General features: G+C 56.9%; 14 protein-coding genes. 13 read left to right on the forward strand and 1 reads right to left on the reverse strand.

The annotated features are described in order from the left end of the window. Positions 1-30 precede the first annotated feature (30 nt). Entirely contained in the window at positions 31-495 is a 465-nt protein-coding gene (locus tag B9Z42_RS14585) for a PTS sugar transporter subunit IIA (RefSeq protein WP_100134141.1), read from the forward strand. Then, complete coding sequence (gene hprK / locus B9Z42_RS14590) at positions 492-1,439, forward strand: HPr(Ser) kinase/phosphatase (protein WP_100134142.1); 948 nt, start codon at positions 492-494, stop codon at positions 1,437-1,439. The genes B9Z42_RS14585 and hprK overlap by 4 nt, the downstream gene beginning before the upstream one ends. On the opposite strand, the gene fur is transcribed toward hprK, so the two are convergent. Continuing rightward, entirely contained in the window at positions 1,436-1,879 is a 444-nt protein-coding gene (fur, locus tag B9Z42_RS14595; RefSeq protein WP_100134143.1) for a ferric iron uptake transcriptional regulator, read from the reverse strand. The two genes, hprK and fur, sit on opposite strands and share 4 nt — an antisense overlap. 84 nt (positions 1,880-1,963) lie before the next feature. Between fur and B9Z42_RS14600 the strand changes: the two genes are divergently transcribed. The 11 genes from B9Z42_RS14600 to gshB all read left to right on the forward strand — a co-directional run bounded on the left by B9Z42_RS14600 (position 1,964) and on the right by gshB (position 14,322). Continuing rightward, positions 1,964-2,506 carry an outer membrane protein assembly factor BamE gene (locus B9Z42_RS14600; protein WP_100134144.1) on the forward strand — a complete coding sequence of 181 codons (543 nt, stop codon included), beginning with the start codon at positions 1,964-1,966 and terminating at the stop codon, positions 2,504-2,506. Positions 2,507-2,526: 20 nt separating this feature from the next. Continuing rightward, positions 2,527-3,345 carry a 4-hydroxy-tetrahydrodipicolinate reductase gene (dapB, locus tag B9Z42_RS14605; RefSeq protein ID WP_100134145.1) on the forward strand — a complete coding sequence of 273 codons (819 nt, stop codon included), beginning with the start codon at positions 2,527-2,529 and terminating at the stop codon, positions 3,343-3,345. A gap of 24 nt (positions 3,346-3,369) precedes the next feature. Then, complete coding sequence (locus tag B9Z42_RS14610) at positions 3,370-3,996, forward strand: MotA/TolQ/ExbB proton channel family protein (protein ID WP_100134146.1); 627 nt, start codon at positions 3,370-3,372, stop codon at positions 3,994-3,996. Then, complete coding sequence (locus B9Z42_RS14615; protein WP_100134147.1) at positions 3,996-4,436, forward strand: biopolymer transporter ExbD; 441 nt, start codon at positions 3,996-3,998, stop codon at positions 4,434-4,436. The genes B9Z42_RS14610 and B9Z42_RS14615 overlap by 1 nt, the downstream gene beginning before the upstream one ends. A gap of 106 nt (positions 4,437-4,542) precedes the next feature. Beyond that, positions 4,543-7,230, forward strand: coding sequence for a leucine--tRNA ligase (leuS, locus tag B9Z42_RS14620; protein WP_100134148.1), 2,688 nt, complete (start codon positions 4,543-4,545; stop codon positions 7,228-7,230). A 9-nt stretch (positions 7,231-7,239) separates the two neighbouring features. Then, positions 7,240-7,746, forward strand: coding sequence for an LPS assembly lipoprotein LptE (lptE, locus tag B9Z42_RS14625; protein ID WP_100134149.1), 507 nt, complete (start codon positions 7,240-7,242; stop codon positions 7,744-7,746). 2 nt (positions 7,747-7,748) lie between these two features. After that, positions 7,749-8,819, forward strand: coding sequence for a DNA polymerase III subunit delta (gene holA, locus B9Z42_RS14630; RefSeq protein ID WP_100134150.1), 1,071 nt, complete (start codon positions 7,749-7,751; stop codon positions 8,817-8,819). A 14-nt stretch (positions 8,820-8,833) separates the two neighbouring features. Continuing rightward, entirely contained in the window at positions 8,834-10,114 is a 1,281-nt protein-coding gene (locus B9Z42_RS14635; RefSeq protein ID WP_100134190.1) for a glutamate-5-semialdehyde dehydrogenase, read from the forward strand. A gap of 81 nt (positions 10,115-10,195) precedes the next feature. After that, entirely contained in the window at positions 10,196-11,491 is a 1,296-nt protein-coding gene (gene gshA, locus B9Z42_RS14640) for a glutamate--cysteine ligase (RefSeq protein WP_100134151.1), read from the forward strand. Between the two features lie 5 nt (positions 11,492-11,496). After that, positions 11,497-13,371, forward strand: a complete 1,875-nt coding sequence (locus B9Z42_RS14645; protein WP_233203661.1) for a potassium transporter Kup — start codon at positions 11,497-11,499, stop codon at positions 13,369-13,371. A gap of 3 nt (positions 13,372-13,374) precedes the next feature. Beyond that, entirely contained in the window at positions 13,375-14,322 is a 948-nt protein-coding gene (gene gshB / locus B9Z42_RS14650) for a glutathione synthase (RefSeq protein WP_100134152.1), read from the forward strand. Positions 14,323-14,326 lie beyond the last annotated feature (4 nt).

Genomic DNA, 14,326 nt, shown 5'->3' on the forward strand with positions numbered 1-14,326 from the left:
CACAAGGGGTGCATAATCTGCGCTCACACCATGAATCGATTAGCTTCCATCCTGCCTCCAGCACAAGTCCTTGTGCAAGTAGAGGTCACCAGTAAAAAACGTGCTTTTGAAGAGGCCGGCCTTTTGTTTGAAGGCCTGCACGGATTGAGTCGCGCGATGGTGGCCGACAGTTTGTTTGCCCGCGAGCGTTTGGGCTCTACCGGGTTGGGTCACGGCGTGGCCATCCCACATGGTCGTATCAAGGGCCTGAAGTCGCCCATGGCCGCCGTCTTTCAGTTGCACCAACCGATTGGCTTTGATGCCCCAGATGAGCAACCGGTGAATTTGCTTATCTTTTTGTTGGTGCCTGAGGCTTCTACGCAAAAACATCTTGAGATTTTGTCGGAGATCGCCGAGTTACTGAGCGACACAGCTCTGCGTGAAAAAATCAAATCATGTGACAACGCGACGGAATTGCATCGCATTGTTTCAACCTGGAATTCGGTGCCCATTTGAAACCCACCGTCATCAGTGCCGATCTGTTGTTCGAGGCCTTTCGCAGCAGTTTGCGCTGGGAATGGGTGGCTGGATTGGGTGCTTCTGAGCGGCATTTTGATGAGGTGGCCGTCCGTGCCGCACGTTCCGGTGCCGATTTGGTCGGTTACCTCAATTACATCCATCCTTATCGCGCCCAAGTCTTGGGTGAGCGAGAGGTGAACTACATCTCTCAGTGCTCTGCGGCGGATTCCGCACGCCGCATTGCCCGCATCGTGACCTTAGAGCCGCCGGTGTTGGTTTTGGCGGACGGGCAAATGGCGCCGCCTGCGTTGATCGCCATGTGCGAGCGAGCTCAAATTCCGTTGTTCTCCACGTCGGAATCTGCAGCTTTTGTGATCGATGTGTTGCGCGCTTATTTGTCTAAGCACTTTGCCGATCGCACCTCCATGCACGGCGTGTTCATGGATATTTTGGGCCTAGGCGTGATGATCACGGGCGAGTCAGGTCTAGGTAAAAGTGAGTTGGGCTTGGAGCTCATTTCCCGTGGCAACGGCTTGGTGGCCGATGATGCGGTGGATTTGTTTCGTATCAACCAAACCACCATTGAAGGACGCTGTCCCGAGTTGATTCAAAACTTGTTAGAGGTGCGAGGCATCGGTTTGTTGGACATTCGCGCCATTTTTGGCGAAACAGCCGTGCGTCGCAAAATGCGTCTCAAGCTGATTGTTCACTTGGTGCGTAAAGAGACCTTGGAGCGCGATTACGAGCGACTTCCGCACGAGCCGTTGACCCAAGACGTGCTGGGCGTGCCGGTGCGCAAGGTGGTGATTCAAGTGGTGGCCGGTCGCAACATTGCGGTGCTGGTTGAGGCGGCGGTGCGCAACACCATTTTGCAATTGCGCGGTGTTGACACCTATCAGGAATTCATTTCTAGGCACCAGCGTGCCATGTCGCAAAACTAAGCGACGTTCGTTTTTGAGGGGCGGTGCTCGCAGTTGGGCTTGCGGCAATGGGCGTACAAACTCAAGGCATGGTCGGCGATTTCAAATCCTTGGCGTTTGGCTACTTTGACCTGCAGCGCTTCGATTTCTTTGTCATGAAACTCTTCCACACGGCCGCAATCTAAGCACACCAAGTGGTCGTGGTGCTCCCCCTCATTGAGCTCGTACACCGCACGTTCACTCTCAAAATGACTGCGTTTCAAGATGTCCGCTTGTTCAAACTGCATCAGCACCCGGTAAACGGTGGCCAAACCAATGTCGACGTTTTGAAGCATTAACTGTCGGTACACATCTTCAGCGGTCATGTGGCGTTGGCCGCTGGTTTGAAATAAATCCAGTATCTTCAGTCGTGGCAATGTAGCCTTTAGGCCAATACTTTTGAGGTCGTCGGGGTGGGCCATGAGGCATCTCCAAGATGGGCGAAACAGGTGGCCCGCTACAATGAACGGATCATAGCGTTACAGCCCAATTCGGCCTTTCACACCATGTTTGAACTCTGTCGAAAAGCCTCTTTCTTGTCGTTCCCTCGACACCCCTTGCTAGGCATCGCTTGCTTGTTGGCTGCCCTAGGGTTGACCGCGTGTTCGAGCGTCATAACGCCCTACCGGCCAGATGTTGTGCAAGGCAACTTTGTCTCGCGCGAGCAAGCGCAAGCCTTGCGATTGGGCATGCCGCGACAGGCAGTGCGAGATATTTTGGGAACTCCTTTGGTGACCAGCGTGTTCCACAGTGACCGCTGGGACTACGCGTTCACCATCCGCCGTCAAGGCACCGAGCCCCAGTTGCGACGCTTCAGTGTGTTTTTCAAGAACGACATCTTGGTGCAACTCGAAGGTGACCCACTGCCCACCGAGGCAGAGTTTGCAGCCAAGATTGACACCCGTGCAACTGCCAAAAAGGTGCCCGAATTGAAGGCCTCCGAGACAGACTTGGCCCAGTTCCCAGCCAAGTCGTCCGTTTCACTGGCGCCAACGCCTGCCCCCTCCAAACCTGTCAGCTATCCGCCGCTTGAAGCCCCTGCCCGTTGATTTTTGAAAGTGCCCGTCTCATGGCCCAAACAACACCTCCTTTGAAACTTGCCATCGCTGGCGCCAGCGGCCGCATGGGCCACATGTTGATCGAAGCCGTGCGTCATGCGCCAGAGTTTCAGCTCAGTGGCGCTTTGGATGTGCCCGCCAGTCCCGGCATTGGCAACGATGCCACCGGTTTTTTAGGTCAAGCCAGCGGCGTCAACATCGAGGCCGATGTGCGTCAAGGTTTGAAAAACAGCCAAGTTTTGATCGATTTCACACGGCCCGAGGGCACCATGGCACATCTGCAGGTGTGTCGTGAGTTGGGTGTGAAACTGGTGATTGGCACCACAGGTTTTACCGACGTCCAAAAAGCAGAGATCACAGAGGCGGCAAAGGACATCGCCATTGTGATGGCGCCTAACATGAGCGTAGGCGTCAACGTGACCTTGAAGCTGTTGCAAATGGCGGCGCAAGCCATGCCCACCGGCTATGACATTGAAATCATTGAAGCGCATCACCGCCACAAAGTCGACGCGCCTTCGGGCACGGCTCTCAAAATGGGCGAGGTCATCGCCGAAGCGATGGGCCGCGATCTCAAAGATTGCGCGGTGTACGAGCGTTACGGCCACACCGGTGAGCGCGATCCGTCCACCATTGGTTTTGCGACCATCCGAGGCGGTGACATCGTGGGCGACCACACCGTGTTGTTTGCCGGAACGGGCGAGCGCATTGAGGTCACCCACAAATCCTCGAGCCGCGCCACTTACGCGCAAGGCAGTTTGCGAGCCGCCAGCTTTTTGGCCAGCAAAGACAAAGGGCTGTTCGACATGTTTGATGTGTTGAATCTGCGCTAAGTTTTTCACCGAGCCCAAGATACGATGAGTTTTTTCGAAGCCACTTTGCAAGGCGACGCACTCAGCGTGACACTGGCTGTCGTGTTGTTGGCGATGTCGGTCTTGACGTGGACGGTGATTGTTTACAAGGCTTGGTTGTTGCATCGGGTCAGCGCGGATGTGGCACAGGGCAAGGTCGCTTTTTGGCAAGCCAGAGATGCGGCTCAGGGCTTGGCCGTGCTGGGTGCCTTAGACCGTTGTGGCGTGCTACTGCCGTTGGCTCAAGCACAGCAGCAGCGCATGCCCGGCACGTTGGGTTCTCAAGGGGACGAAGCCGCTCAGCGCACCCGTGTGCTGAGAGACGCATTGCATGCTGTGCTGCATCGTTTGCAGTCGGGTCAAGTGCTGTTGGCGACGGTGGGTTCTACAGCGCCATTCGTCGGCTTGTTGGGGACGGTGTGGGGCATTTATCACGCACTCACCGGCATTTCCAACGCGGGTCAGCTCTCGATTGCGCAAGTGGCGGGTCCGGTGGGCGAGGCCCTCATCATGACGGCGGCAGGCTTGGCTGTGGCGCTTCCAGCCGTCTTGGCTTTTAACGTCATGGGCCGCGTGATCAGCCGCTTGGAGCAAGAGCTCGAAGGCTTTGCCCACGATTTGCGAGAGCTCTGATGGCGTTTGGTCGTTTTGAGCGCGCGCCAGGTCAAACGCCCATGAGCGACATCAACGTTACGCCCCTCGTGGATGTGATGATGGTTTTGTTGGTGATTTTCATCATCACCGCGCCCTTGATGGTCAGCGCATTGAAGCTCGATTTGCCCAATCAGGAAAGTGCCCAAGCCAGCAGCGCACCGCCGCAGTCGGTGCAAGTCGCCATTGATGTCAAAGGCGACGTGTTCTTGGACGACAAGGCTGTTTCTCTGACCGAGTTAAAGCAGGCCTTAACGCAACGAGCTGCACAAGCAGCGGGTCAATCCGCTGAGGCGTTGCCTGAGGTGCAGTTGCGTGCCGATGCGCGTGTGCCCTATGGCCGCGTGGTCGAAGTCATGGACTTGGCTCAGCAAGTGGGGATGAACCGGATTGGCTTTGTGACCGAGCGCAAGCGGCCTTGACACCTCCCTGACTCAAGCCCTGATCCAAGCCCTAAAATCTAGCGATATCCAGCCTTTCTTCTGAAGGCGTGCTTCCTGTGCCCATCGGGGTCTCCTGACTGATTTCATGCAAGACAAATACAACCACACCGAGGTCGAACGTGCCGTTCAGGCCGCTTGGACCCATGCCGACGCCTATCGCGTGACCGAAGACGCGTCCAAGAAAAAGTTCTACGCCTGCTCCATGCTGCCTTACCCCAGCGGCAAGCTGCACATGGGCCATGTGCGCAACTACACCATCAACGACATGCTCACGCGTAACCTGCGCATGAAGGGCTTTAATGTTTTGATGCCCATGGGCTGGGACGCTTTTGGTTTACCTGCTGAAAACGCAGCGCTGAAAAACGGCGTGCCACCGGCCAAGTGGACGTACGAAAACATTGCCTACATGAAGAAGCAAATGCAGGCGATGGGCTTGGCCATTGACTGGTCACGCGAAGTGGCTACCTGTGATCCGACCTATTACAAGTGGAACCAATGGTTGTTCTTGAAGATGCTTGAAAAAGGCATCGCATACCGCAAGACCCAAGTGGTGAACTGGGACCCGGTCGACCAAACCGTGTTGGCCAACGAGCAAGTGATTGACGGCAAGGGCTGGCGCACGGGTGCACCAGTTGAGAAGCGCGAAATTCCTGGCTACTACTTGAACATCACCCAATACGCGCCTGAGCTGTTGGACCATGTGCAAATGGGCAACGACAAAGCCACGTTGAATGGCTGGCCCGACAAAGTGCGCTTGATGCAAGAGAACTGGATTGGCAAGTCGGAGGGTGTGCGCTTTGCGTTCACGCACGACATTGCTGGTGCAGATGGCACCTTGATTGGCGACGGAAAAATGTATGTGTTCACCACACGCGCCGACACCATCATGGGTGTGACGTTTTGTGCGGTGGCGGCTGAGCATCCGCTGGCGCTGCACGCTGCGGCAAGCAACCCCGCAATGGCCGCATTCCTCGAAGAATGCAAAAGCGGTGGTACGACCGAAGCCGAGCTGGCCACGCAAGAGAAAAAGGGCATGCCTACTGGCTTGTTCGTCACGCATCCGTTGACGGGCGCGAAGACCGAAGTGTGGGTGGGCAACTACGTGCTCATGTCCTACGGCGACGGCGCGGTCATGGGCGTGCCTGCGCACGACGAGCGTGACTTTGCGTTTGCTTTGAAATATGACTTGCCCATCAAGCAGGTGGTGTCGGTCAAAGACCAAGCGTTCAATGACCAAGAGTGGCAAGAGTGGTACGCCGACAAGCAAAGCTGCGTGTGCGTGAACTCCGGCGAACTCGACGGTCTGAACCAAAAAGCAGCCGTCACCAAAGTGGCTGAACTGCTCGCTGTCAAAGGTTTGGGCGAGAAGAAAACCACGTGGCGTTTGCGCGATTGGGGCATCAGCCGCCAGCGCTACTGGGGCACGCCCATTCCCATCATCCATTGCGACGAACACGGCGCTGTGCCTGTGCCCGAAAAAGATTTGCCCGTGGTGCTGCCGCAAGACTGCATCCCAGATGGCTCGGGCAACCCGCTGCACAAGCACGAAGGTTTCCACGCCGGCGTGACTTGTCCAATCTGCGGCAAGGCAGCCCGCCGTGAGACCGACACGATGGACACCTTTGTGGATTCGTCGTGGTACTTCATGCGCTATTGCGACCCAACCAACACCGACGCCATGGTGGCCGAGGGTGCGCAGTACTGGGCGCCGATGGACCAATACATTGGCGGCATTGAACACGCTATCCTGCACTTGCTCTACGCACGCTTCTGGACCAAGGTCATGCGTGACATGGGCTTAGTGAAAGTGGACGAGCCCTTCACCAAGTTGCTCACGCAAGGCATGGTGCTCAATCACATTTACTCACGTCGCACCGCCAAAGGTGGCAAAGACTATTTCTGGCCACACGACGTCGAGCACGTGCTTGATGACGCAGGCAAAGTGGTGGGCGCTAAGTTGAAGAATGCAGCCGACAGCAGCGATGGCAAACTGCCCGTGGGCACCGCCATCGACTACGAAGGCGTGGGCACCATGTCCAAGTCCAAGAACAACGGCGTAGACCCGCAAGACCTGATCGAGCGCTACGGCGCTGACACCGCGCGTCTGTACACCATGTTCACCGCGCCACCCGAAGCCACGCTGGAGTGGAACGATGCCGCCGTGGAAGGCAGCTACCGCTTCTTGCGCCGTGTGTGGAACTTCGCGGTCAAACACGAAGCCACCCTCAAGGCTGCAACCGCTGGCAACTTGAGCGCTGCCAAGCCACGCAAAGAAGCCGCTGATTTACGTCGTGAAATGCACGTGGTGTTGAAGCAAGTCAGCTACGACTACGATCGCATGCAATACAACACCGTGGTGTCGGGTTGCATGAAGTTACTCAACGCTTTGGAAGATTTCAAGGCCGACGGCAGCGATGGCGACAACGCCGTGTTGTGCGAAGGCGTCTCCATCTTGCTGCGCATGCTCTACCCCGCTTGCCCGCACATCAGTGCGAACTTGTGGGCCGAGCTGGGCTACGCCGCCAAGGCCGGCGACCTGCTGGACACCGCTTGGCCTGAGGTGGATGAGTCTGCGTTGGTGCGCGACGAGCTGGAGCTGATGCTGCAAATCAACGGCAAGCTGCGCGGCTCCGTCACGGTCAGCGCCACGGCCAGCAAAGAGCAAATTGAGCAAGCGGCCTTGGCCACTGAAGCCTTCATCAAGCAAGCCGACGGCGCTGCACCCAAGAAGGTCATCGTGGTGCCTGGCCGCTTGGTCAACATCGTGGTTTAAGCGCTGAGTATGTCCACCACACGCCGTGCCCTGTTGGTCTCATCCAGCCTCGTTGTCGGGCTGGCGGGCTGCGGCTTTGAGTTGCGCAAGGCACCGAACTATGCCTTCAGCACACTTTTTAGCAGCGTGCCTGTGGTGTCGCCTCTGGGCATCAAGCTTTCTCGCAGCTTGACAGCGAGCGGTCAAGTTGAAGTCATCACCGATCCCAAGCAAATCGAGCGCGCCCAAGTGATCTTTGACCAGCTTTTCGAGCTGCGTGAAAAAGTGGTGGTCGGGCGCACCTCGACAGGCGCGATTCGCGAGTTTCAATTGCGCCTGCGTTACCGCTTTCGTGTGCGCAAACAAGCGGGCATCGAGTTGATCCCCGACACCGAGTTGGTGCTCACCCGTGACATCAACTTCAACGAAACCGGCGCGTTGTCCAAAGAGTCGGAAGAAGGCTTGCTGTACCGCGACATGGAAAACGATTTGGTGCAACAGATTCAGCGGCGTCTGGCTGCCATTCGCCAGCTCTGACCATGCAAGTCGCCGCCTCGCAATTCAGCCAGCACCTGCAAGCCCAGGCTTCCAAAGGTCTGCGCAGCCTCTACACCTTCCATGGCGATGAGCCCTTGTTGCAGCAAGAGGCCTTGGATGCCTTGCGCGCCACCGCGCGTGCGCAAGGCTATACCGAGCGCAGCGTGTTCACCGTGGCAGGCGCGCACTTTGACTGGGGCGAGGTGTTGGCGGCAGGTGGCTCCATGAGTTTGTTTGCCGACAAGCAGTTGATTGAAATCCGCATCCCCTCGGGCAAGCCCGGTAAAGATGGCAGCGTGGCGCTGCAAAACATTGCGGAATTGGCGGTGGGCAATGACAGCACCTTGACGGTGGTTTTGCTGCCGCGCTTGGACAAAGCCACCAAAAGCTCAGCGTGGTTTACCGCCTTGGAGAACAACGGCATCAGCGTGCAAATTGACCCGATTGAGCGTCACACCTTGCCCACTTGGATTGCGCATCGCTTGGGCGCGCAACAGCAGCGCGTGAGCGAAGGCGAAGCGGGCCAACACACCTTGCAGTTTTTTGCCGATCGGGTGGAAGGTAATTTGTTGGCGGCGCATCAAGAAATCCAAAAACTCGGTCTGCTCTACCCCGCTGGCGAGTTGAGCTTTGAGCAGGTGGAGCGCGCGGTGCTGAATGTGGCCCGCTATGACGTGTTCAAACTCTCCGAGGCTGTGCTCAGTGGCCAGCCCTTGCGTGTGCAGCGCATGCTTGATGGCCTCAAGGCCGAGGGCGAAGCCGAGGTGCTGGTGCACTACACGCTGGCCGAAGAAATTCGTGCTTTGAAGCGTGTCAAAGACGCGGTGGCCTCAGGCAAAGCCTTGCCCATGGCGCTGCGTGAGCAGCGTATTTGGGGCCCGCGTGAGCGTTTGTTTGAACGCGTGCTGCCGCGCTTGAGCGTGGGCATGCTAGATAAATTGTTGCAATCGGCACACCAAGTCGATGGCATTGTCAAAGGCCTCAAAGTGGCCGATTGGCCGACCGATAACTGGCAGGCCCTGCACCGTTTGGCCTTGCGCTTGTGCCGCGCGTGTATGCCTCGCCAAGCTTGAAAGAAAACCACACCATGACCGAACTCAACGTCGTTGACCACATGAATGCTTTGGGCGCACAAGCCAAGACGGCCTCTGCGCAAATGGCCAAAGCTTCTGCGGCTGTCAAAAACAAAGCCTTGCGTGCTTTGGCCGCTTTGCTGCGTGCCAACATCGATGCGCTCCAAATCGACAACGCCAAAGACCTAGCGCGAGCCACCGCCGCTGGCCTCGACGCACCCATGGTCGACCGCTTGAAGCTCACCCCCAAAGTATTGGAAACCTGCGCACAAGGCTGCGAACAACTCGCCGCCATGCCCGAGGTGATTGGTGAAATCACAGGCCTGAAAGAGCAACCCAGCGGCATTCGCGTGGGGCAAATGCGCGTGCCTCTGGGTGTGTTCGGCATGATTTTCGAAAGCCGCCCTAACGTGACGATTGAGGCGGCGTCGCTGTCCATCAAGAGCGGTAACGCCTGCATCTTGCGCGGCGGCTCGGAAGCGATTGAGTCCAACAAAGCCTTGGCTAAGTTGGTTCAACAAGCGTTGATCGAAAGTGGCTTGCCCACCGACGCGGTGCAACTGGTGCAAACCACCGACCGCGAGGCCGTGGGCCACCTTATTGCCATGCCTCAGTTTGTGGATGTCATCATTCCGCGCGGTGGCAAAGGCTTGATCGAGCGCATCAGCCGCGAGGCCAAAGTGCCCGTCATCAAACATTTGGATGGCAACTGCCACACCTATGTGGACGATCCGTGTGACATCGCCATGGCCGTCACCGTGGCCGACAACGCCAAAACCCAAAAGTACAGTCCTTGCAATGCCAGCGAAAGCTTGTTGGTGGCGCGTGGGGTGGCGGCAGAGTTCTTGCCCAAGATCGGCGCGATTTATGCGGCCAAGGGTGTGGAAATGCGTTGTTGCCCAGAAGCCAAAGCCATGCTCGCCAACGTGCCAGGCGCCCAGCTGAAAGACGCGACCGAGCAAGATTGGTTTGAGGAATACCTCGGTCCCATCATCAGCGTCAAAGTGGTGACAGGCTTGGACGAGGCCATTGCCCACATCAACCATTATTCGAGTCACCACACCGAATCCATCCTCACGCGCGACCACATGCACGCCCAGCGCTTTTTGCGCGAGGTGGATTCCTCCAGCGTGATGGTCAACGCCAGTACCCGTTTTGCGGATGGTTTTGAATACGGTTTAGGGGCCGAGATCGGCATTTCAACCGACAAGTTTCACGCCCGTGGCCCTGTGGGCATTGAAGGCCTGACCTCGTTGAAGTACGTGGTTTTGGGTCAAGGCGAAATCCGCGTTTAAAACGGCGCTGTTATGAGGTTGTGCCTCTAAACAAGGGCGCGACCTGACGGCCTAGAATGACGCTCCATCAAGAAGGACACCATGGTTCCCCATCTCATCACGGCCCTCACCGGCCCCATCAACGAGCTTGAACAACGCATTCTCGATTCCATGCCCGCCATTGAGCGCTGGTTTCGTTTGGAATGGATGGAGCACACGCCCCCGTTCTACACGTCAGTGGATGTGCGCAACGCCGGCTTCAAGCTGGCGCCCGTTGACACCAATCTCTATCCCGGCGGCTGGAACAACTTGACGCCCGAGATGCTGCCCTTGGCCGTGCAAGCCGCGATGGCGGCGATTGAAAAGATTTGCCCAGAAGCGCGCAACCTGTTGCTGATCCCCGAGAACCACACGCGAAACACCTTCTATTTGTCGAATGTGGCGCAGCTGCAGCGCATCTTCCACATGGCTGGTTTGAACGTGCGCATCGGCTCGATCAACCCCGAGATCAAAGAAAACACCACCATCGACTTGCCCAATGGCGACAGCGTCACCTTAGAGCCAGTGATTCGCAGTGCGCGTCGCGTGGGCCTGAAAGACTTTGACCCCTGCACCATCTTGCTCAACAACGATTTGAGCGCGGGCATTCCCGGCATTTTGGAAGACTTGCACGAGCAGCATCTCTTGCCACCGCTGCATGCGGGTTGGAGCGTGCGTCGCAAGAGCAAGCACTTTGAATGCTACGAAGAAGTGGCCAAGCGCTTTGGCAAACTTTTGGGCATCGACCCATGGCTGATCAACCCCATGTTCAACCAATGTGGTGAAGTCAACTTCGCAGAGGGTACGGGCATGGAGTGCCTGCAGACCAATGTGGATGCCTTGCTGACCAAGATCAAGCGCAAATACAAAGAGTACGGTATCAACGAAAAGCCGTTTGTGGTCGTCAAGGCCGACAACGGCACTTACGGCATGGGCATCATGACCGTGCGCGATGTCAAAGACTTGGATGTCTTGAATCGCAAAACGCGCAACAAAATGAGCGTGGTCAAAGATGGCCAGTCGGTGAACCAAGTCATCATCCAAGAAGGCGTGTTGACCAACGAGCGCGTGAACGACGCTGTAGCCGAGCCGGTGGTCTACATGATGGACCGCTACGTCGTGGGCGGCTTCTACCGTGTGCACGCGGAGCGCGGTGTGGACGAAAACCTCAACGCGCCTGGTGCCAGCTTCGTGCCCTTGGCGTTTGAGCAAAGCGCACACACGCCGCAGCCGGGCATGAAGCCGGGTGTGAGCACGCCGAACCGCTTTTACATGTATGGCGTCATTGGCCGTTTGGCCATGCTGGCGGCGAGTTACGAGTTGGAAGCGACTGACCCTGAAGCTGAGAATTACGACTGAGGTCCATGATGGAACAGCACGGCAAATCGTCGCTTGCGGCGCTCACCCTTGGTGCGATCGGCGTCGTTTACGGCGACATCGGCACCAGCGTGTTGTATGCGATGAAGGAAGTGTTTGGCTCTGGCCATGTGCAGTTCACGCCCGACAATATTTTTGGCATCTTGTCCATTTTCTTTTGGACCTTGACCCTCATCGTGTCCATCAAATACGTGGTCTTGGTGCTGCGTGCCGACAACAACGGTGAGGGGGGGTTGGTGGCGATGCTGGCGCTGGCCTCCATGGCGGTGAAAGACAAGCCCAAGTTGCGACAGCGGATGATGGTCGTCGGTATCTTTGGCACCTGCTTGTTCTATGGTGACGGCGTGATCACGCCGGCTATTTCGGTGCTGTCTGCGGTCGAGGGTTTGGAGGTCGTCTCGCCGGCCTTCAAGAAATACGTGATACCGCTGACCATCGTGATTTTGTTCTGCCTGTTTGCCGTTCAAAAGCGTGGCACCAGCGGCATTGGTAAATTCTTTGGCCCCATCACCGTGATTTGGTTCGCCGTGATTGCAGGTTTGGGCGTGTATCACATCGCCTCTCATCCAGAAATTCTGTGGGCTATCAGCCCGCATCACGCGCTGCGTTTTATCTTTGCAGAGCCCGAGGTGACCTTTTTGATTTTGGGCGCCGTGGTGCTGTGTGTGACAGGTGGCGAAGCCTTGTACGCAGACATGGGGCACTTTGGTAAAAAGCCGATCCGCGTGGCTTGGTTCACCGTGGTGATGCCGTCCTTGACCTTGAACTACTTTGGACAGGGTGCTTTGCTGCTGAGCGACCCCAAAGCCGTGTCCAACCCTTTTTACAACATGGCCCCAGATTGGTTTTTATTGCCTTTGGTGATTTTGGCCACGGCCGCCACGGTGATCGCGTCACAAGCGCTGATTTCAGGCGCCTTCAGCGTCACCAAACAGGTGGTGCAGATGGGCTTCTTGCCCCGTTTGCAAGTGCTGCATACCAGTGTCAAAGACACGGGGCAAATCTACATTCCCTTTGTCAATTGGGGCCTGTTTGCTGTCATCGTCTTGGCTGTGGTGATGTTCAAGTCGTCCAGTAATTTGGCCGCCGCGTATGGCATTGCGGTGTGCACCGACATGCTCATCACCACCGTGTTGACGTTCTTTGTGATCCGTTACAGCTGGAAATATCCGCTGTGGATCTGCTTGAGCGTCACTGGATTTTTCTTGGTCATCGACTTGACTTTCTGGGCCTCTAACTTGCTGAAGCTGATGGATGGCGGTTGGTTCCCCCTGCTGATCGCCGCGGTCATCATGATGCTCATGTTGATTTGGCGAGATGGTCGCGAGCTGCTCGATGACATCCGCAAAGAAGACGCCCTCGATTTGGACAGTTTCTTAGAGGCCGTCTTTGTGTCGCCTCCCACCCGCGTGGAAGGTACCGCCGTGTTCTTGACCACCGGCAAAGGCACTGTGCCGAATGCGCTGCTGCACAACCTCAAGCACAACAAAGTGCTGCACAAACAAAACCTGTTCGTGAACGTGCAAAACCATGAAGTGCCTTGGATCGCGGAGAACGAACGCGTGGTCATCACGCCGCTTGTCAACGAATGTTGGCAGGTGGTCATTCATTACGGCTTCAAAGACAACCCCGATGTCCCTGGCGCCTTGACCCAGCTGCGCGGCATGGGGTGCGAGGTGAATCCGATGACCACCAGTTACTTTTTGTCGCGTGACAGCATCGTGCCAACGATTGGCAAGGGCATGGCGACTTGGCGTGAAAAAATCTTTGCACAAATGCACCTCAATGCCAGTTCCGCTGCGGACTTCTTGAACTTACCGAGCAACTCGGTGGTCGAGTTGGGCAGCAAGATCGAGATCTAACCCATGCACATTCTGTTCGTTGCCGACCCGCTGTCGACTTTCAAAATTTACAAAGACACCACTTTCGCGATGATGCGCGAAGCCCAAAAGCGCGGTCATCAGGTGCTGGCGTGTGAGCCACAAGACATCGTGTGGCAAAGCGGCCAAAAGGTAACGGCGCGCGTGCAACGCGTCCGTTTGACGGGCGACGCGACCGATTGGTTTGAGGTGCAAGGCGTGGACGAACATGTGGCGTTGCACACCGCAGATGCCATCGTCATGCGCAAAGACCCGCCGTTTGACAGCGAATACTTTTACGCCACCCACTTGTTAGAGCAAGCCGAGCGCGAAGGTGCCAAGGTGTTCAACAAACCACGCGCTTTGCGGGATCACCCTGAAAAACTGGCGATTTTGGAGTTTGAGCGCTTCATCAGCCCCACCTTGGTCACCCGCAGTGCGCAGGCCGTGCGCGACTTTCATGCGCTGCATCGCGACATCATCTTGAAGCCGCTCGATGGCATGGGCGGCATGGGCATCTTTCGCGTGAAAGACGATGGCTTGAACCTCGGTGCCATCATCGAAACCCTCAATCGAGAGGGTGCGCAAACGGTGATGGTGCAAAAATTCATTCCTGCCATTGAGCAGGGTGACAAGCGCGTGCTCGTCATTGGTGGTCAAGTGGTGCCCTTCTGCTTGGCGCGTATTCCGCAAGGCGGTGAAGTGCGCGGCAACTTAGCGGCAGGCGGCAAGGGTGTGGCGCAAGCCATCTCGGCGCGCGACCGCGAGATTGCAGAAGCTTTGGGCCCCGTGTTGGCCGAGCGCGGTTTGCTGCTGGTCGGCCTCGATGTGATTGGCGACTGTTTGACCGAGGTGAACGTCACCAGCCCTACGTGTTTCCAAGAAATTTTTGACCAAACCGGCTTTGACGTGGCTGCGATGTTCATCGACGCTTTGGAAGCCGCTGCGGCTTGACGCT

It is taken from the genome of Limnohabitans sp. B9-3 (genome assembly GCF_002778325.1).
Classification (GTDB): Bacteria; Pseudomonadota; Gammaproteobacteria; order Burkholderiales; family Burkholderiaceae_C; genus Limnohabitans; species Limnohabitans kasalickyi.